Raw genomic sequence first — 16,769 nt, forward strand, 5'->3', positions numbered from 1 at the left:
TGCGTGTCGTTCCTGTGCCACGGCGGCCGCCAGTTGCGTGCGGTTGGGCCAGGGTCAGCTTCGATCGCGCAGGCGGGCGCGGATGCCGCCGATGGAATCGGGATGCTAATGATTCCGATTGGAACGCGGTGCGCGCGGCTCGGGCACTATGGCGACCTTAGACGTTACGGAGCCTGCCCCATGAAGGGACATCCTGAAGTTGTGCAATGCCTCAAGGATCTGCTGCGCGGCGAACTCGCCGCACGCGATCAGTATTTCATCCACTCGCGGCGCTACGAGGACCAGGGCCTGCAGGTCCTGTACGCGCGCATCAATCACGAGATGGAAGAGGAGACCGAGCACGCCGACGCGCTGCTGCGGCGCATCCTGTTCCTGGAAGGCGACCCGGATATGCGTCCGCATGCGTTCGAGCCCGGGCGCACGGTCGAGGAGATGCTGGAAAAAGACCTGAAGGTCGAATACGAAGTGCGCGCAAACCTGGCCGCCGGCATGAAGCTGTGCGAAGAGCACGGCGACTACGTCAGCCGCGACATCCTGCTCAAGCAACTGCAGGACACCGAAGAAGACCACGCCTGGTGGCTGGAACAGCAGCTGGGCCTGATCAAGCGCCTGGGCATGGCGCTGTACCAGACCTCGAAGATCGGTGGCGGTGGGGTGGTGGAGTAACTTGCGGGACTAGGGACTCGGCAGAGTCCTACCGCTCACCGCCGATGCATGGCGAGGCAAAAAAATCGGCCCAAAAGGGCCGATTTTGCTTTGCGCTATTCGCTGTTGCGAATCCCCAATCCCCAATCCCGGCTCTTCAATCACTCCACCGCCAGATCGTCCACCTTCTGCCACCCGCGCGGCAGCAGTCCGCCGCGGCTGGCGCGCACGCCCAGGTAGGCGTCCAGGTCCTTGAACGACAGCGACATGGTGCGCTGGCCGCTCTTCACCAGCAGCGTGTTGCCCGGCGCGACCGCGGCGATCGCCACCACCCGCTCGGTGCCGAGCTTGGCCTTGGGGATGTCGATGATCTTGTTGCCCTTGCCCTTGTCCAGCTCGGGCAGGTCGGCGATCGGGAACGCCAGCAGATGGCCGGCGCTGGTCACCGCGACGATGCGGTCGGTATCCAGGTTGCTCACCGACGCCGGCGTCAGCACCTTGGCGTTCGGGGTCAGGTTGAGCATCGCCTTGCCGGCCTTGTTGCGGCTGGTCAGGTTCTCGAAGCGGGTGACGAAGCCATAGCCGTGCGAGGACGCCAGCACCAGCCGGCTGTCGTTCTCGCCGCTGGCCATGGCCTGGAACGACGCGCCGGAGGCCGGCGAGAAACGCCCGGTCAGCGGCTCGCCGTTGCCGCGCGCCGACGGCAGCGAATGCGCCAACGTGGAGTAGGCGCGGCCTTCCGAATCCAGGAACGCCACCTGCTGCGTGCTGCGCCCGCGCACCGCGGCCAGCAGGCTGTCGCCGTCGCGGTAGGACAGGCCGGCCGGGTCCACGTCGTGGCCCTTGGCCGCGCGGATCCAGCCCTTCTCCGACATCACGATGGTCATCGGCTCGCTCGGCACCAGTTCGGTCTCGTCGATCGCCTGCGCCGCGCCGCGCTGCACCAGCGGCGAGCGCCGCGCGTCGCCGAACTTCTTGGCGTCGGCGACCAGTTCGTCCTTGATCATCTTCTTCAGCTTGGTCTTGCTGGCCAGCACCGCCTGCAGCTGTTCGCGCTCCTTGGCCAGCGCGTCCTGCTCGCCGCGGATCTTCATCTCCTCCAGCCGCGCCAGCTGGCGCAGGCGGGTTTCCAGGATGTAGTCGGCCTGTTCCTCGCTGAGCGCGAAGCGCGCGATCAGCGCCGGCTTCGGCTCGTCCTCGCTGCGGATGATGCGGATCACTTCGTCCAGGTTGAGGAACGCGACCAGCAGGCCTTCCAACAGGTGCAGGCGGCGCTCGACCTTCTCCAGGCGATGGTTGAGCCGGCGCACCACGGTGTCGCTGCGGAAGCGCAGCCATTCCTCCAGCAGGGTCTTGAGGTTCTTGACCTGCGGGCGGCCGTCCAGGCCGATCACGTTGAGATTGACCCGGTAGCTGCGCTCCAGGTCGGTGGTGGCGAACAGGTGGCCCATCAGCTGCTCGGCGTCGACCCGGTTGGAGCGCGGCACCAGCACCACCCGCACCGGGTTGGCGTGGTCGGATTCGTCGCGGATGTCTTCCAGCCACGGCAGCTTCTTGGCGCGCATCTGCTGCGCGATCTGCTCGATCACCTTCGACGGCGACACCTGGTAGGGCAGCGCGGTGACCACGATGTTGGCGTGTTCCTTCTGGAACGTGGCGCGCGCGCGCACGCTGCCGTGGCCGGTCTCGTAGATCGCGCGCAGGTCGGCGGCCGGGGTGATGATCTCGGCGGTGGTCGGGTAGTCCGGGCCGCGCACGTGTTCGCACAGGTCGGCGACGCTGGCGTCGGGATCGTCGAGCAGGCGGATCAGCGCGCTGACGATCTCGTTGAGGTTGTGCGGCGGCACGTCGGTGGCCATGCCCACGGCGATGCCGGTGGTGCCGTTGAGCAGCAGGTGCGGCAGCCGCGCCGGCATCCAGGTCGGCTCGTCCATGGTGCCGTCGAAATTCGGCGACCAGTCCACCGTGCCCTGGCCGAGTTCGCCGAGCAGCACTTCGGCGATCGGGGTCAGCTTGGATTCGGTGTAGCGCATCGCCGCGAACGACTTCGGGTCGTCGGTGGAGCCGAAGTTGCCCTGGCCTTCGATCAGCGGGTAGCGGTAGGAGAACGGCTGCGCCATCAGCACCAGCGCCTCGTAGCAGGCGCTGTCGCCATGCGGGTGGTATTTGCCGATCACGTCGCCGACGGTGCGCGCGGACTTCTTCGGCTTGGCCGTGGCGTTCAGGCCCAGCTCGCTCATCGCGTAGATGATGCGCCGCTGCACCGGTTTCAGGCCGTCGCCGAGGAACGGCAGGGCGCGGTCCAGCACCACGTACATGGAGTAGTCGAGATAGGCGCGTTCGGCGTATTCGCGCAGCGGCAGCTGTTCGAAACCATGGAAGGCGGGGCGGGCGAGATCGGTCATGCGCAGGAAATACCTATAGGGGAACGCGGCGGCGGGCGCCGCAGGTCAGCCGGTCGATTATCCGGATGCGGCCGGCGATGCCAAGCCGCGCGTCGCGCCGGCGCGGCCGGCAGCGGCAAGATAGCGTGCCGGCGGACTGCCGAAATGGCTGCGGAAGGCGGTGACGAAGGCGCTGGGACTGCTGTAGCCGAGCCGATGCGCGGCGTCGGCGACGCTGGCGCCGTCGCTGAGCTGGCGCAGCGCCTCGGCCAGTCGCGCCTGCTGCCGCCAGCCGGCGAAGCTGAGCCCGGTTTCCTCGCGGAAATGCCGGCTCAAGCTGCGCGGCGACAGTCCGGCCCACTGCGCCCACTGCGCCAGCGAGCGGTGATCGGCAGGGGTGGCCAGCAATTGCGCGGCGATGCGCAGCAGGCGGCGGTCGCTGGGCATGGGCAGGTGCAGGCGCTCGATCGGCGCCTGGCGCAGTTCGTCCAGCAGCACCGCGCAGATCCGCTGCTGGTCCGCATCCAGGGCCTGCGGCATGCCCCACGCGGCCACCCGCAGCAGCAGCTCGCGCAGCAGGCCGTTCATGCCGATCACGCACGGACGATCGGCCAGCTCCGCGCAGGCTGCCGGGTGGACCAGCAGCACATAGATGCGCAGCGGTCCGGCGATTTGCACCGTGTGCAGCTCCTGCGGCGGCATCCAGCCGGCGCAACCGGGCGGCAGCGTCCAGTGGCCGTGCTCGGTGCGGGTGCCGAGCAAGCCCTCTTCCACGCAGATCATCTGCCCGCGGACATGCCGGTGCCAGTCCACCTCGTGTTCCAGCGCGACCGGGGTCTGCGCCAGGAACGCCAGCAGCGGCGGACCGTCGGCCTGATCGAACCATTCGGCGATGCGCGGATCGTGCAGGTCGGCCGATGCGCCGCGCTGTGGCGAGGGGAGGGAGGCGAATGGCTGGTTTTCGATATCCATTGTCCCGATTGTAATACTGGGCCAGGCCGCCGCGGCGCTAGAGTGGCGGCGCGCCAGCGTTCCGCTGTTGCAACGCAGCATTTAATTATTTCCGCGATATTTTCTTGACATATATTTCCAAATGAAAATAATTGGCGCCCATGAACTGCGCTCCCTCCCTCCCTGGTCCACCCTCGTTCGGCCTGCTGCTGCGGCAGGTGCGCGACGGGCTGATGCGCCGCCTGGACGCCTCGATGACCGAACTCCAGCTGGGCCTGGGCTTCAGCCACTACATCGGCATGAAGGCGCTGGCGTACATGTCGCCCTGCACCGCCAACGAGTTGGCCCAGGCCATCGACCAGAACCCCAGCGCGGTCACCCGCCTGCTGGACAAGTTCCAGGACCTGGGCTGGGTACGCCGTGAAGCGCATGCGCAGGACCGCCGCGCGCTGCAGATCGTGCTGACCGACGAGGGGCGCGCGCTGTGGCAGCAGCTCAAGCAGCGCGGTGACGAGGCCATCGCCAGCGCGCTGCGCGACCTCTCGGCCGACGAGCGCGAACACCTCACATCGTTGTTGACCCGCGTCCGCGACTCCCTCAATTCGCCATGACTCCGCTTATGAACCTCTCCGCTTCGTCCCATCGCCTGCGCCCGTTCGCGGCCGCGGCACTCACCCTGGCGCTGGCCGCCTGCGCCAGCAGCCGTGGCCTGGAACCGCAGGGTCGCCGGCTCGATGCCGACCGGCAATTGCAGGCCGGCAAGACCCTGGCCGCCGACCAGCTGGCGCCGGCCGCCTGGCCGCAGCAGGACTGGTGGAAGGCGCTGGGCGACCCGCAACTCGACGCGCTGATCGCCGAGGCGCTGCAGGGCACGCCGAACCTGGAAGCGGCCGACGCGCGGCTGCGCCTGGCGCAGGCGCAGGCCGGCGCGGCCAATGCCGACCGCGGCGCCAAGCTGTCGCTGTCGGCCGGCTATACCGGCCTGCAACTGCCCAAGGGACTGGCCGGCGACGAGATCGGCGGCAAGTACATCCACAACGAGCAGGCGCTGCTGGACTTCAGCTACGGCTTCGACCTGTGGGGCGGCAAGCGCGCGGCCTGGGAAGCGGCGGTGGACCAGGCGCATGCGGCGCAGGTCGATGCGCAGGCCGCGCGCCTGGACCTGTCGGCCGGCGTGGCCCGCGCCTATGCGCAGCTCGGCTACGCCTGGCGCCTGTACGACCTGGCCGGCGAAGAGCTGGCGCGCTCGGACAACAGCCTGAAGCTGGTGCGGCAGCGGGTCGGCGCCGGCATCGACAGCAACCTGCAGCTGCGCCAGGCCGAGGCGCGGGTGCCGGCCGCGCGCCAGCAGCAGCAGGCGGCGCAGCAGCAGATCGACGAGGCGCGTACCGCGCTGGCGGCGCTGCTCGGCCGCGGCCCGGATCGCGGGCTTGAGATCGAGCGCCCGCGGCCGCTCGACCCGGTGGCGGTGCAATTGCCGTCGGTGCTGCCCAGCGATCTGCTCGGGCGCCGCCCGGACGTGGTCGCCGCGCGCTGGCGGGTCGAGGCGGCGTCGCAGAGCATCGGCGCGGCCAAGGCGCAGTTCTATCCGACCATCAACCTGCTCGCGCTCGGCGGCGTCGCCGCGACCAATCCCGCCGACCTGTTCAAGGGCGACGCACTGCTCGGCGTGTTCGCGCCCAGCGTGAGCCTGCCGCTGTTCGACAGCGGTCGCCTGCGCAGCCAGCTGGCCGAGCGCGATGCGCAATACGACCTGGCGGTGGCCACCTACAACCAGGCGCTGGTGGCGGCGCTGCGCGAGGTCGCCGATCAGGTCAGCGCGGCGCGTTCGCTGGCGCAGCAGGCGCAGCAGCAGGCGCAGGCGGTGGGCACCGCGCAGGCCGCCTTCGACCTGGCGCAGCAGCGCTACCGCGCCGGCATCGGCAACTACCTGGACGTGCTGAGCGTGCAGCAGCAGTTGCTCGAGGCGCAGCAGCGCCTGGCCTCGCTGCAGTCCAACCAGATCCTGGTGTCGGTGCGCCTGAACCAGGCGCTGGGCGGCGGCTACGAAGCCACCTCCGCCGCCGACGCGCCGTCGACCTCCTCCGCTTCCACGCATTCCTGAGACCGCTGCAATGAATCAGACAACGACTCCCGATTCCTCCGCTCCCGCCCCGAGCCGGCGCGGCATGCTGCTGCGCGGCCTAGCCGTGCTGGTGGTGCTGGTGCTGATCGCGCTGGCGATCTGGTACTTCGTCTCCGGCCGCTGGCACGAAGACACCGACGACGCCTACGTGCAGGGCAACCTGGTGCAGATCACGCCGATGGTGGCCGGCACCGTGGTCAGCATCGGCGCCGACGACGGCATGCGCGTGGAGCGCGGCCAGTTGCTGGTCAAGCTCGATCCGGCCGACACCCAGGTCGCGCTGCAGCAGGCCGAGGCCAATCTGGCGCGCACCGTGCGCCAGGTGCGCGGCCTGTTCCGCAGCGTGCAAGGCGCGCAGGCCGAACTGTCGTCGCAGCAGGTGACCCTGCAGCGCGCCCGCGCCGACGTCGCCCGCCGCAGCAGCCTGGTCGCCACCGGCGCGATCTCCGCCGAGGAACTGGCGCATGCGCGCGACCAGCTGGCCGCCGCCGAGGCCGCGGTCAGCGGTTCGCGCGAGACGGTGGAGCGCAACCGCGCGCTGATCGACGACAACGGCGTGGCCCACCAGCCCGACGTGCAGGCCGCCGCCGCGCAGGTGCGCCAGGCGTTCCTCAACAATGCCCGCAGCGCGATCGTCGCGCCGGTGTCCGGCTACGTCGCGCGGCGCTCGGTGCAGGTCGGCCAGCGCGTGCAGCCCGGCACCGCGCTGATGGCGGTGGTGCCGCTGGAGCAGGTGTGGGTGGAAGCCAACTTCAAGGAAACCCAGCTCAAGCACATGCGCCTGGGCCAGCCGGTGGAACTGGAGTCGGACCTGTACGGCGGCGCGGTGCGCTACCAGGGCACGGTGCAGAGCCTGGGCCTGGGCACCGGTAGCGCGTTCTCGCTGCTGCCGGCGCAGAACGCCAGCGGCAACTGGATCAAGATCGTGCAGCGCGTGCCGGTGCGCATCGCCATCGATCCCAAGCAGCTTGCGCAGAATCCGCTGCGCATCGGCCTGTCGATGAAGGTGGACGTGAACCTGCACCAGCAGAACGGCGGCGTGCTGCCGACCAAGTTCGCCACCGGCACGCTGCTGGATACCGACGTCTACGCGCAGCAGCTGGGCCAGGCCGACGAGGCCATCGCGCAGATCATCCACGCCAACCTGCCCGACGCCGCCAAGGCGAACTGAGTCCGGCCATGTCCAACCAAGCTGCCACTCCTGCCGCGCCCGGCGCTCCGGGCGCACCGGCCGCCGCGTTCCGCCCGCCCAGCGTGGCGTTGTGCACGGTGGGCCTGGCGATGGCCTCGTTCATGCAGGTGCTCGATACCACCATCGCCAACGTCTCGTTGCCGACCATCGCCGGCAACCTCGGCGCCAGTTCGCAGCAGGCGACCTGGGTCATCACCTCGTTCGCGGTCAGCAATGCGATCGCGCTGCCGCTTACCGGTTTTTTGAGCCGGCGCTTCGGCGAGACCAAGCTGTTCGTGTGGGCCACGCTGTCCTTCACCATCGCCTCGCTGCTGTGCGGCCTGGCGCAGAGCATGGGCATGCTGGTGGTGTCGCGCGCGATCCAGGGCTTCGTGTGCGGGCCGATGTATCCGATTACGCAGAGCCTGCTGGTGTCGATCTACCCGCGCGAGAAACGCGGGCAGGCGCTGGCGCTGCTGGCGATGATCACCGTGGTCGCGCCGATCGCCGGCCCGATCCTGGGCGGCTGGATCACCGACAACTACAGCTGGGAATGGATCTTCCTGATCAACGTGCCGCTGGGCATCATCGCCGCGCTCGTGGTCGGCTCGCAGCTGCGCGGCCGTCCGGAACCGACAGAGCGCCCGCGCATGGACTACGTCGGCCTGATCACCCTGATCATCGGCGTCGGCTGCCTGCAGCTGGTGCTGGACCTGGGCAACGACGAGGACTGGTTCAGTTCGGACAAGATCGTGGTGCTGGCCGCGATCTCGGCGGTGGCGCTGGCGGTGTTCCTGATCTGGGAGCTGACCGACAAGGATCCGATCGTCAACCTGCGCCTGTTCCGCCACCGCAACTTCCGCGCCGGCACGATGGCGCTGATCGTGGCCTACGCCGCGTTCTTCAGCGTGTCGCTGCTGATCCCGCAGTGGCTGCAGCGCGACATGGGCTACACCGCGATCTGGGCCGGCCTGGCCACCGCGCCGATCGGCATCCTGCCGGTGCTGATGACCCCGTTCGTCGGCAAGTACGCCTCGCGCTTCGACCTGCGCATGCTCGCCAGCATCGCCTTCATCTTCATGGCGGCGACCAGCTTCATGCGTTCGGACTTCAACCTGCAGGTCGATTTCGCCCACGTGGCCGGGGTGCAGTTGCTGATGGGCGTGGGCGTGGCGCTGTTCTTCATGCCGGTGCTGCAGATCCTGCTGTCGGACCTGGACGGGCGCGAGATCGCCGCCGGTTCCGGCCTGGCCACGTTCCTGCGCACGCTGGGCGGCAGCTTCGCCGCCTCGCTGACCACCTACCTGTGGGCCAAGCGCACCCAACTGCACCACGCGCACCTGACCGAGCACATCTCCACGTACACGCCGGGGATGCAGGAGCAGGTGCAGGCGATGGGGCAGGGCGACCTGCAGACCGGTGCCGCCTTCCTCAACAACACCATCAACCACCAGGCCTCGCAGATGGGCTTCAACGACATCTTCTACCTGCTGGGCTGGACGTTCCTGGGCATCATCTTCTTCCTGTGGCTGGCCAAGCCGCCGTTCGCGGGCGGCGGCGGAGCGGCCGCGGCGGGCGGTCACTGAGTCCGGCGCGCCGGCAACGACGAAACCCCGCCGCGTGCGGGGTTTCGTTTGTGCGGCGGCGGCAGGCGCGCTTGCCGCCGCAGTGAGCGGCGGACCAGAATGCCGCTCCCTCGCAAGCATCGGCAGGTTCGGACATGCAGCGTTTTCTGCGCGCCTTGTGGTCCCGCTCGGATTCCTCGCGGCCGCGCCGCGGCGCTGCACGCGCCCGGCAGCATGCGGCGCTGCTGCTGTGCCTCGGCGCCCTCGGCGTCGGCAGCGCGCAGGCCGAGCCGAACGTGGCGGCGATCACCCCGACCGACCGCCTGCACGAAGCCTGGTGGGCGCAGCGCCACCAGCAGGTGCTGGCGCAGGCGCGCGCGCATCCGGACACGCCGCTGCTGCTGATCGGCGACTCGATCACCCACAACTACGACAAGGCCAATGCCCCGGACGAGGATTTCCAGCCGACCTGGCAGACCTTCTACGGCAGCCGCGGCGCGCTGAACCTGGGTTTCAGCGGCGATGCCACCGAACACGTGCTGTGGCGGCTGCAGCACGGCGAAGTGGATGGCCTGCAGCCCAAGGTCGCGATGCTGCTGATCGGCACCAACAACACCGGCCACGAGCGGCACAGCGCCGCCGACACCGTGCTCGGCATCGACGCGGTGGTGGCGACCCTGGAGCAGCGCCTGCCAAAGACGCGGATCCTGCTGCTCGGCCTGCTGCCCAGCGCCGGATCGGCGCAGAAGAGCGCGCGCGACGCCGAGGTCAACCGCGCGCTGGCGGTGCGCTACGGCGACAATCCGCGCGTCGCCTATCTCGACATCGGCGCGGTGTTCCGCAAGGACGGCGCGCTCGACCAGAGCCTGTTCTACGATCCGCGGCTGCATCCGCCGGGCGACGCCCTGCACCCGGACACGCGCGGCCAGCGGCGCATGGCCGAGGCGATCGAGCCGACCCTGGCGCGCCTGCTCGGCGAGCCGCCGCGGGTGCCGCTGGCGGCGATGACCGAGGTCAATCCCGCGCTCGTGCCGGTGCCGTGGCTGGAGCAGGATTCCTACGACTGGTACGCGCGCCACCATGCGGCGCTGGAGGCGGCGCGCGAGTTGCGGCCCGAAGTGGTGATGCTCGGCGACTCGATCACCCACTTCTGGGGCGGGCCGCCGCAGGCCACCCGGGTCGGCGGCGCGCAGGCCTGGCAGCGCACCTTCGGCGCGGCCAGGGTGCTGAACCTGGGCTTCGGCTGGGATCGCACCCAGAACGTGCTGTGGCGGCTGCGGCAGGGCGAAGTGGACGGGTTGGCGCCGCGCTGGGTGGTGATCAACATCGGCACCAACAACCTCACCGGCACCGACAATGCGCGGGCCAGCACGCCGCAGGAAGCGGCCGACGGCGTGGCCGCGGTGGTCGCCGAGGTGCGCCAGCGGCTGCCGCGCAGCAAGATCGTGCTGATGGGCATCCTGCCGCGCGGTTTCGCCGCCGACGCGCCGCTGCGCGCCCCGATCGCGCAGACCAACCGCCTGCTGGCCGCGCGTTTCGGCCACGATCCGGCGGTGCGCTGGCTGGACATCGGCGCGCGCTTCCTGCAACCCGACGGGCGCCTGCCGCAGGCGCTGATGCCCGACAGCACCCATCCCAGCGAGGACGGTTACCGGATCTGGGGCGAGGCATTGCGCGAGATCGGCGTCGGCGGTTGAAACGCGCTGCCGGGAAGCCCCTGTAGGAGCGGCTTCAGCCGCGACATGCACCTTCGGCAAGTTCCTGTCGCGGCTGAAGCCGCTCCTACAGGGGGGCTCGCTGGCGGATGCGGCGGCGCGCTCAGCCCTTGTCCGGCTTGAGCAGTTCCAGCACCGCTTCGCGGCGCCGCGCCGGCAGGTTGCGGTAGCGGGTCAGCAGCGCCTGTTCGTGCGTGTCGTGCGCCTGCAGCGCGTAATCGGCCGGCAGGTCGTGCAGGCGCGCGCCGCCCTGGCCGCAGATCAGTTCGTCCAGCGAGCGCTTGAGCACGCCGCGCAGGTTCGGCAACAGGCGGAAGCTCGGGGTCTCGCGATTGTTCTCCCACGCCGACACCGACGACTTGGTCACGCCCAGCGCGAAACCCAATTGTTCCTGGGTGAGCCCGGCGGCTTTCCTGGCTTCGCGCAAACGGTCGCCGAAGCTTTTCATCGCGGTGGGCCTTGCAGTTACGGGGCCTACCAAGATATGGAGCATCCGTAACCTTGTCGTACAGCCATGCTTGACTCTAGATGTTCGGAGATTCGATACTTTGGCGGTGCGGGCCGCGCTGACGCGTGAGGGCGCGCACAGCGGACACGGACGACCGAGGAGTGCATGGTATTTCGCCTAGTTTCCATTGCCGTTGCAGCGACGGCGCAGCGGCGCCCCGCGGCGTTCTTTCCCTGGGCAGGCCAGGCCGCGGCGAGCGAGCGGCGTGCGGCCGCCGCCGCGGCGGAGGGTGGGGCATGGCCACCTACGAAGTGAAGCTGCGGCGCGTGGCGCACCTAGAGCCGGCACTGTATGTCCTGGTCCACGCCGCCAACGCGTATCTGGCCGCGCGCGCGGCCGAGCGCCACAACCCGGGCTATCGGGCGTACATGGTCGCGGTGTGGGTGGACGGCGTGCGCGTGGACATCGGCGCGTTCCGCCCGCCGCATCGCTGAGCGCGCGGCGGCTGCGCCGTTGCGTGCGGGGCGGCGCCGCGCGGCGGCCGGGACGCGGCGACGTGCGTTGCCGCGCTACGGGCGCGGAATCCTGCTTGGTTCGTTCGCCGCTGCCGATTGCGGCGGGCATCGCCTGCGCCGCAGGCAACAAAAAACCCGCCGAAGCGGGTTTTTCTTTACAACGCTTGCCGTATCGATGGTGCCCAGGAGAGGACTCGAACCTCCACGAAGTTGCCCCCGCTAGCACCTGAAGCTAGTGCGTCTACCAATTCCGCCACCTGGGCGATACAGGCGCGGAATTCTGCTGGCAGCGCCGGGGACTGTCAAGCAGGTTTTCGCGGGTCCGACGCCGCGGCCACACGACAGCGGCTGTAGTGCGCCGCATCGCCGCTGCAACTGGTCCGCGCATGCCGGTCGATCGGCGGCATGACGCTCCGGTCGCGACACCGCGACTTGGGTGGGGAATGCCGGCCGCATCGGCAATCGCCGAGGCGCCGTGCGGCATCGACACGTCAGCGGCTGACGTCGTGGAAGGGGCGTCAGCGCAGACACGCCATTTCCGATGAAGCCTGGAGGCGCGGGTCCCTCCAGCAGAAACATCCACGCAGGCCTGCACGGAGTCGTGCGCCGGCCGCGGCCGCGGCGCTGCGCGAACCATCGCGGCACGCAAGCAAACGACAGGCAAAAAAAATCCCGCCGGAGCGGGTTTTTCTTTGCTGCTGTATCGAATGGTGCCCAGGAGAGGACTCGAACCTCCACGAAGTTGCCCCCGCTAGCACCTGAAGCTAGTGCGTCTACCAATTCCGCCACCTGGGCGATACAGGCCGAGAATTTTGTCGGTTGCGCGTGTCGCTGTCAAGCGGCGTTTTGCACGCGCGCTTCGGCGGTACGTGCGCCGTGCCTGCGGCGCACGTACCGCCTGCCGGCGCATCAGCTGGCGGTGAAGCGCAGGCCCTGGTTGATCGCGCAGCGGTAGCCGAGCGTGGCGCCGTTCTGCTGGTAGCCGGGCAGGGCGAACACGGCCATGCTGAAGTCGATGCGGCTGTCCGGGTGCACCTGGTAGCGCAGGAACTGCTGGATCGGCTTGCCGTCGCGGCCCACGGTGAGGTGCTCGTCGGCGAAGGACAGGGTGCCGTCTTCGATCACCCGGTATGCGCCGATGCGCAGGCCGCCGCGGGTCTGGGTCGGGGTGGCGCCGCCGGCACTGGGCGTGCACTGGCTCAGGTCGATCGCGACCGCGACCGAGGCGCCGCTCTCCAGCGAGCGTTCGATCTCGGCGAGCGAATCGAGCCGCGTGGCGGCACCGGCGGGGTGGGCGAAGGCGAGCAGCGAGGCGGCGAGCAGCGACAGGGGCAGGGACTTCATGCGGAGCTCCGGAGCGTGGGGGAGGGGCGGTTCGCCGCACGCACGCTAGCCCTTTGCGCTGCGCGGTCAACCGACAAAATCGCGTTCTCCCGGCTGCGTCACAGCGCTTGTTCGAAGCAGGTCCGCTCGCCCCGGCGCAGGTTTCGCGTCGTGTCCGGATCCGCACGAAAGATGCGGTTTTCTGCCGAATGCGCCGTGCTCGCGCATGCCGGTGCCGCCCGGACGTTGCCGCTTGCGATCCGGCGCCGCGCTGCGTTGTGGGCGGCGTCGTCGCATGCCGCAGGCGGATGCGCGGCGCCTGGCGCGTCGGGCGATCAAGCCGGGGGGATCCCGGAATGCCCATTGCGTCTGGCGGTGGCGCGCGACGCCGGACCGCGCGTCGCGCGCCGGCATTGACAAGGGTGCGCGACGCCCGCAGAATTCGCGGCCTCCATCGCCCAGATGGCGGAATTGGTAGACGCACTAGCTTCAGGTGCTAGCGGGGGCAACTTCGTGGAGGTTCGAGTCCTCTTCTGGGCACCACATGCAACACGCGGGAGCGCTGAACTCCCGCAACGACCGGCCCGCTGACGCGGGCCTCGTCGTTTCTGGGCCGCTCTGCCGCCGGGTCTGGTCGCCGGTTTGCCTGCGTTGACGACCCAGCGAGTACCATGGGTGGATGACCAATAGAAAAACCAAGTCCGGCAAGCCCGGCAAATCCGCATCCCACGACACGCCCGCCAGCAAGGCCGGCGCCCCGGCGGCTCCGCCGCCGCCGAAGAAATCCAAGATGCCGTCGTGGATGCCCAGCCTCCCCAGTTTCCTGCGGCGTAGCCCCAAGCCGCCGTTGCAGCCGCTGCATCCGCCCGAGCCCGTGTCCGCACCGTCCTCGCGCAAGAAGCCGGCCGCCGCGGTGGCCGATCCGTTCGCCGCCCGCGAGGCCGAGCGCTATGCCGAGCCGATCGCCAGCCGCGAGGCGATCCTGCAGTTGCTGGACCGCTGCGACGGCCCGCAGACGCTCGAGGAACTGGCCGGGCAGCTCGGCCTGACCGAACCATCGCGCATGGAGGCGTTGAGCAAGCGCCTGGGCGCGATGCTGCGCGAGGCGCAGCTGGTGCAGAACCGCCGCGGCGGCTACGCGCCGGTGCAGCAGACCAACCTGATCCCCGGCGTGGTGATCGCCAATCCCGACGGCTTCGGTTTCCTGCGCCCGGACGAAGGCGGCGACGACCTGTTCCTGCCGCCCTACGAGATGCGCAAGGTGCTGCATGGCGACCGCGCGCTGGCCAACGTCACCGGCATCGACCGCCGCGGCCGCCGCGAAGGCAGCATCGCGCGCGTGCTCGAGCGCGGCCTGAGCCGGCTGATCGGCCGCTTCAGCATGGAGGGCGGCATCGCCTACGTGGTGCCGGACGACAAGCGCATCCAGCGCAACATCCAGATCCCGACCGATGCGATGGGTGAGGCCCGCGACGGCCAGCTGGTGGTGTGCGAACTCACCTCCACCCCGGACGGGCGGCGCCCGCCGATCGGCAAGATCATCGCGGTGCTCGGCGACAAGCTGACCCCGTCGCTGGTGGTGGAAACCGCGATCCACGGCCGCGAGCTGCCGTACGAATTCCCGCAGGCGGTGCTCGACGAAGCCGCGGCGGTGCCGATGACGGTGGAGCCGGCCGCGATCAAGGGCCGCGTGGACCTGCGGCAGACCCCGCTGGTGACCATCGACGGCGCCGACGCCAAGGACTTCGACGACGCGGTGTTCTGCGAGCCCAACGCCGAAGGCTTCCGCCTGGTTGTCGCCATCGCCGACGTGTCGCACTACGTGCGCCCGGGCACGCCGCTGGACGTGGAAGCGATCCGCCGCGCGACCTCGGTGTATTTCCCCGGCTTCGTGGTGCCGATGCTGCCGGAGACGCTGTCCAACGGCATCTGCTCGCTCAATCCCAAGGTCGACCGCATGTGCTTCGTCTGCGACATGCAGATCGATCGCCAGGGCGAGGTGGCCGGCGCGCGCTTCTACGAGGCGGTGATGAATTCGCATGCGCGGCTCACCTACGACCAGGTGTGGCAGGCGGTGGGCGAGAAAGACGAGCAGGTACGCAAGGACGTGGCCGCGGTGCTGCCGCAGATCGAGCGGCTGTACCAGCTGTTCCACGTGCTGGCCAAGGCGCGTTCGCGCCGCGGCGCGATCGAGTTCGAGACCTCGGAAGTGCGCTTCGTGCTCGACAACACCGGCGAGGTGACCCAGGCCGGGATGCTGGTGCGCAACGACGCGCACAAGCTGATCGAGGAATGCATGATCGCCGCCAACGTGGCCGCGGCGCGGCACCTGCTGGAGGCGCGCATCCCGGCGCCGTACCGCGTGCACGAGCGGCCGCCGGAGTCCAAGTACGCCGACCTGCTCGAGTTCCTCAAGGAATTCAAGCTGAGCCTGCCGCCATGGAGCAAGGTGGTGCCGGGCGATTACACCAAGCTGCTGAAGAAGGTGCGCGAGCGCCCCGACGCGGCCTTGCTGGAGTCGGTGCTGCTGCGCAGCCAGAGCATGGCGGTCTACTCGCCGGACAACGCCGGCCACTTCGGCCTGGCGCTGGAGGCGTACGCGCACTTCACCTCGCCGATCCGCCGTTATCCCGACCTGCTGGTGCACCGCGCGATCAAGTACGCGCTGACCCGCGGCGCGCCGGACAAGTACCTGTATTCGCCGCGCGAGATGGCGGCGCTGGCGCTGCAGTGCTCCGAGCGCGAGCGCCGTGCCGACGAGGCCGAGCGCGAGGTCGACGAGCGCTACCGCGCGGCGTGGATGGAAAAGCACGTCGGCGGCCAGTTCGACGGCGTGGTCAGCGGCGTCACCAGCTTCGGCCTGTTCGTGGAGCTGGACCAGTCCAAGGTCAACGGCCTGATCCACGTGACCCAGTTGCCGCAGGACTATTACCAGTTCGACGCGGTGCGCAAGACCCTGTCCGGCGAGCGCCGCGGCATGCAGTTCCGCCTCGGCGACCGGGTCCGCATCCTGGTGCTCAAGGCCAGCATGGAAGAGCGCAAGATCGATTTCCGCCTGGTGGTGGAAGGCGAGCCGATGACCGACATGCCGCCGCCGCCGGAACGTGGGCAGCAGCAGCCGGCCAAGCGCAAGAAAAAGAAGTACTGACGGCGCGGCGTCGCGGCGGCCCGCTTGGCGGCCGCCGCGATCGCGCAAGTGGCGCGGTAGGCGCATCGCCTGCGCATGCGGCCATGGTGATGGACGGCAATGCATCCGATTCTGCCGGGAAGCGGCTTCGCCGTTGTGCAGCAGGCGCGCGGATGCGTCGATTGAGCGGGTTGCATCATGCCGATGTCATGGCGCCGCCGCCGATGCCGAGATCGACGAGTTCGGCAGGATCTTGGTGCCGTTGAGGCCGCACGGCGGCGAGGATGCGTTCGACTCAGGATGTCCCGGCCGCAACACCGGACCGGCCTGGACTCAGGGTGACGAGGCCGCGCTTGCGCCGGCATGGGCTTTTTTCGCAGCGAAAACCTGATCTCGGTGCGCTTCCGCCCAGCGCAGAATTCCTTGCAGGTGCGGCTCCAAAGAGGCGCCGAGCGGTGAGATTTCGTAGACGACGGCAACCGGGCTGGTGCTGACGACCGTGCGGGTGATGAACCCGGTGGCTTCAAGCCTGCGAAGACACTGCGTCAGCGCCTTCTGCGTGATGCTTGTATGCGCGCGCCGCAACGCATTGAACCTCAGGGGGCCTTCGCAAAGGCTGTTCAGCACAAGCAGGGTCCACTTGCTGGTGATCTCTTCGAGCACCAGGCGATTCAGCTCCAGATCTTCAAGCGATGTAGTCGACACGACAGGGATACTCCAGGGTACCTAGTAGCATGCAGGTGCGTAATTGCATCCAGATATATTACGTATACTTTATGAGTTCCGACAATGCGGAGCAT

General features: G+C 69.1%; 13 protein-coding genes and 3 tRNA genes. 9 read left to right on the forward strand and 7 right to left on the reverse strand.

Annotation, left to right across the window (positions count from 1 at the left end; translation table 11 throughout):
- Window positions 1-180 precede the first annotated feature (180 nt).
- Complete coding sequence (bfr, locus tag AB8810_RS08810; RefSeq protein ID WP_369916294.1) at window positions 181-666, forward strand: bacterioferritin; 486 nt, start codon at window positions 181-183, stop codon at window positions 664-666.
- A 140-nt stretch (window positions 667-806) separates the two neighbouring features.
- Here bfr and parC read toward each other — a convergent pair whose 3' ends face one another.
- Both parC and AB8810_RS08820 read right to left on the reverse strand, forming a co-directional pair.
- Window positions 807-3,050 (reverse strand): DNA topoisomerase IV subunit A, encoded by a 2,244-nt coding sequence (parC, locus tag AB8810_RS08815; protein WP_191825597.1) that lies wholly within the window; start codon window positions 3,048-3,050, stop codon window positions 807-809.
- A gap of 57 nt (window positions 3,051-3,107) precedes the next feature.
- Window positions 3,108-4,001: a helix-turn-helix domain-containing protein gene (locus tag AB8810_RS08820; protein ID WP_191825596.1), complete on the reverse strand. Its 894-nt coding sequence runs from the start codon at window positions 3,999-4,001 to the stop codon at window positions 3,108-3,110.
- Between the two features lie 140 nt (window positions 4,002-4,141).
- Here AB8810_RS08820 and AB8810_RS08825 point away from each other — a divergent pair, with 140 nt between their 5' ends.
- The 5 genes from AB8810_RS08825 (at window position 4,142) to AB8810_RS08845 (ending at window position 10,538) form a co-directional block, all read left to right on the forward strand.
- Entirely contained in the window at window positions 4,142-4,591 is a 450-nt protein-coding gene (locus AB8810_RS08825; RefSeq protein WP_179565831.1) for a MarR family winged helix-turn-helix transcriptional regulator, read from the forward strand.
- Between the two features lie 8 nt (window positions 4,592-4,599).
- Entirely contained in the window at window positions 4,600-6,084 is a 1,485-nt protein-coding gene (locus AB8810_RS08830) for an efflux transporter outer membrane subunit (RefSeq protein ID WP_191825595.1), read from the forward strand.
- Between the two features lie 10 nt (window positions 6,085-6,094).
- A complete protein-coding gene (locus AB8810_RS08835) occupies window positions 6,095-7,276 on the forward strand; it encodes an efflux RND transporter periplasmic adaptor subunit (RefSeq protein WP_179565827.1) in 1,182 nt (393 codons plus the stop codon).
- Between the two features lie 8 nt (window positions 7,277-7,284).
- Complete coding sequence (locus tag AB8810_RS08840; RefSeq protein ID WP_179565825.1) at window positions 7,285-8,862, forward strand: DHA2 family efflux MFS transporter permease subunit; 1,578 nt, start codon at window positions 7,285-7,287, stop codon at window positions 8,860-8,862.
- A gap of 134 nt (window positions 8,863-8,996) precedes the next feature.
- Window positions 8,997-10,538: a GDSL-type esterase/lipase family protein gene (locus AB8810_RS08845; protein ID WP_369916295.1), complete on the forward strand. Its 1,542-nt coding sequence runs from the start codon at window positions 8,997-8,999 to the stop codon at window positions 10,536-10,538.
- Window positions 10,539-10,659: 121 nt separating this feature from the next.
- Here AB8810_RS08845 and AB8810_RS08850 read toward each other — a convergent pair whose 3' ends face one another.
- A complete protein-coding gene (locus AB8810_RS08850) occupies window positions 10,660-11,004 on the reverse strand; it encodes a helix-turn-helix domain-containing protein (RefSeq protein WP_179565821.1) in 345 nt (114 codons plus the stop codon).
- A 296-nt stretch (window positions 11,005-11,300) separates the two neighbouring features.
- Between AB8810_RS08850 and AB8810_RS08855 the strand changes: the two genes are divergently transcribed.
- Window positions 11,301-11,498 (forward strand): hypothetical protein, encoded by a 198-nt coding sequence (locus tag AB8810_RS08855; protein WP_179565819.1) that lies wholly within the window; start codon window positions 11,301-11,303, stop codon window positions 11,496-11,498.
- A 197-nt stretch (window positions 11,499-11,695) separates the two neighbouring features.
- On the opposite strand, the gene AB8810_RS08860 is transcribed toward AB8810_RS08855, so the two are convergent.
- The 3 genes from AB8810_RS08860 to AB8810_RS08870 all read right to left on the reverse strand — a co-directional run bounded on the left by AB8810_RS08860 (window position 11,696) and on the right by AB8810_RS08870 (window position 12,863).
- Window positions 11,696-11,782: transfer RNA gene (locus AB8810_RS08860), tRNA-Leu, on the reverse strand.
- 445 nt (window positions 11,783-12,227) lie between these two features.
- Window positions 12,228-12,314 (reverse strand) — tRNA-Leu (locus tag AB8810_RS08865).
- A gap of 114 nt (window positions 12,315-12,428) precedes the next feature.
- Window positions 12,429-12,863: a VirK family protein gene (locus tag AB8810_RS08870; protein ID WP_179565817.1), complete on the reverse strand. Its 435-nt coding sequence runs from the start codon at window positions 12,861-12,863 to the stop codon at window positions 12,429-12,431.
- Window positions 12,864-13,298: 435 nt separating this feature from the next.
- Between AB8810_RS08870 and AB8810_RS08875 the strand changes: the two genes are divergently transcribed.
- Window positions 13,299-13,385, forward strand: a tRNA-Leu gene (locus AB8810_RS08875).
- A 136-nt stretch (window positions 13,386-13,521) separates the two neighbouring features.
- Entirely contained in the window at window positions 13,522-15,990 is a 2,469-nt protein-coding gene (gene rnr / locus AB8810_RS08880; RefSeq protein WP_369916296.1) for a ribonuclease R, read from the forward strand.
- Window positions 15,991-16,302: 312 nt separating this feature from the next.
- Here the strand turns inward: rnr and AB8810_RS08885 are convergent, their stop codons facing one another.
- On the reverse strand, window positions 16,303-16,674 hold the full coding sequence (locus AB8810_RS08885) for a winged helix-turn-helix transcriptional regulator (protein ID WP_369916297.1): 372 nt from the start codon (window positions 16,672-16,674) through the stop codon (window positions 16,303-16,305).
- Between the last annotated feature and the right edge of the window lie 95 nt (window positions 16,675-16,769).

This window comes from Xanthomonas sp. NCPPB 3005, assembly GCF_041228095.2.
GTDB classification, from domain to species: Bacteria; Pseudomonadota; Gammaproteobacteria; order Xanthomonadales; family Xanthomonadaceae; genus Xanthomonas_A; species Xanthomonas_A bonasiae.

Coding starts and splice junctions, on each gene's coding strand:
- AB8810_RS08820 (WP_191825596.1), bottom strand. CDS start 4,001: ATGGATATCGAAAACCAGCCATTCGCCTCCCTCCCCTCGCCACAGCGC.
- AB8810_RS08855 (WP_179565819.1), top strand. CDS start 11,301: ATGGCCACCTACGAAGTGAAGCTGCGGCGCGTGGCGCACCTAGAGCCG.
- bfr (WP_369916294.1), top strand. CDS start 181: ATGAAGGGACATCCTGAAGTTGTGCAATGCCTCAAGGATCTGCTGCGC.
- AB8810_RS08845 (WP_369916295.1), top strand. CDS start 8,997: ATGCAGCGTTTTCTGCGCGCCTTGTGGTCCCGCTCGGATTCCTCGCGG.
- parC (WP_191825597.1), bottom strand. CDS start 3,050: ATGACCGATCTCGCCCGCCCCGCCTTCCATGGTTTCGAACAGCTGCCG.
- AB8810_RS08850 (WP_179565821.1), bottom strand. CDS start 11,004: ATGAAAAGCTTCGGCGACCGTTTGCGCGAAGCCAGGAAAGCCGCCGGG.
- AB8810_RS08840 (WP_179565825.1), top strand. CDS start 7,285: ATGTCCAACCAAGCTGCCACTCCTGCCGCGCCCGGCGCTCCGGGCGCA.
- AB8810_RS08830 (WP_191825595.1), top strand. CDS start 4,600: ATGAACCTCTCCGCTTCGTCCCATCGCCTGCGCCCGTTCGCGGCCGCG.
- rnr (WP_369916296.1), top strand. CDS start 13,522: ATGACCAATAGAAAAACCAAGTCCGGCAAGCCCGGCAAATCCGCATCC.
- AB8810_RS08825 (WP_179565831.1), top strand. CDS start 4,142: ATGAACTGCGCTCCCTCCCTCCCTGGTCCACCCTCGTTCGGCCTGCTG.
- AB8810_RS08835 (WP_179565827.1), top strand. CDS start 6,095: ATGAATCAGACAACGACTCCCGATTCCTCCGCTCCCGCCCCGAGCCGG.
- AB8810_RS08870 (WP_179565817.1), bottom strand. CDS start 12,863: ATGAAGTCCCTGCCCCTGTCGCTGCTCGCCGCCTCGCTGCTCGCCTTC.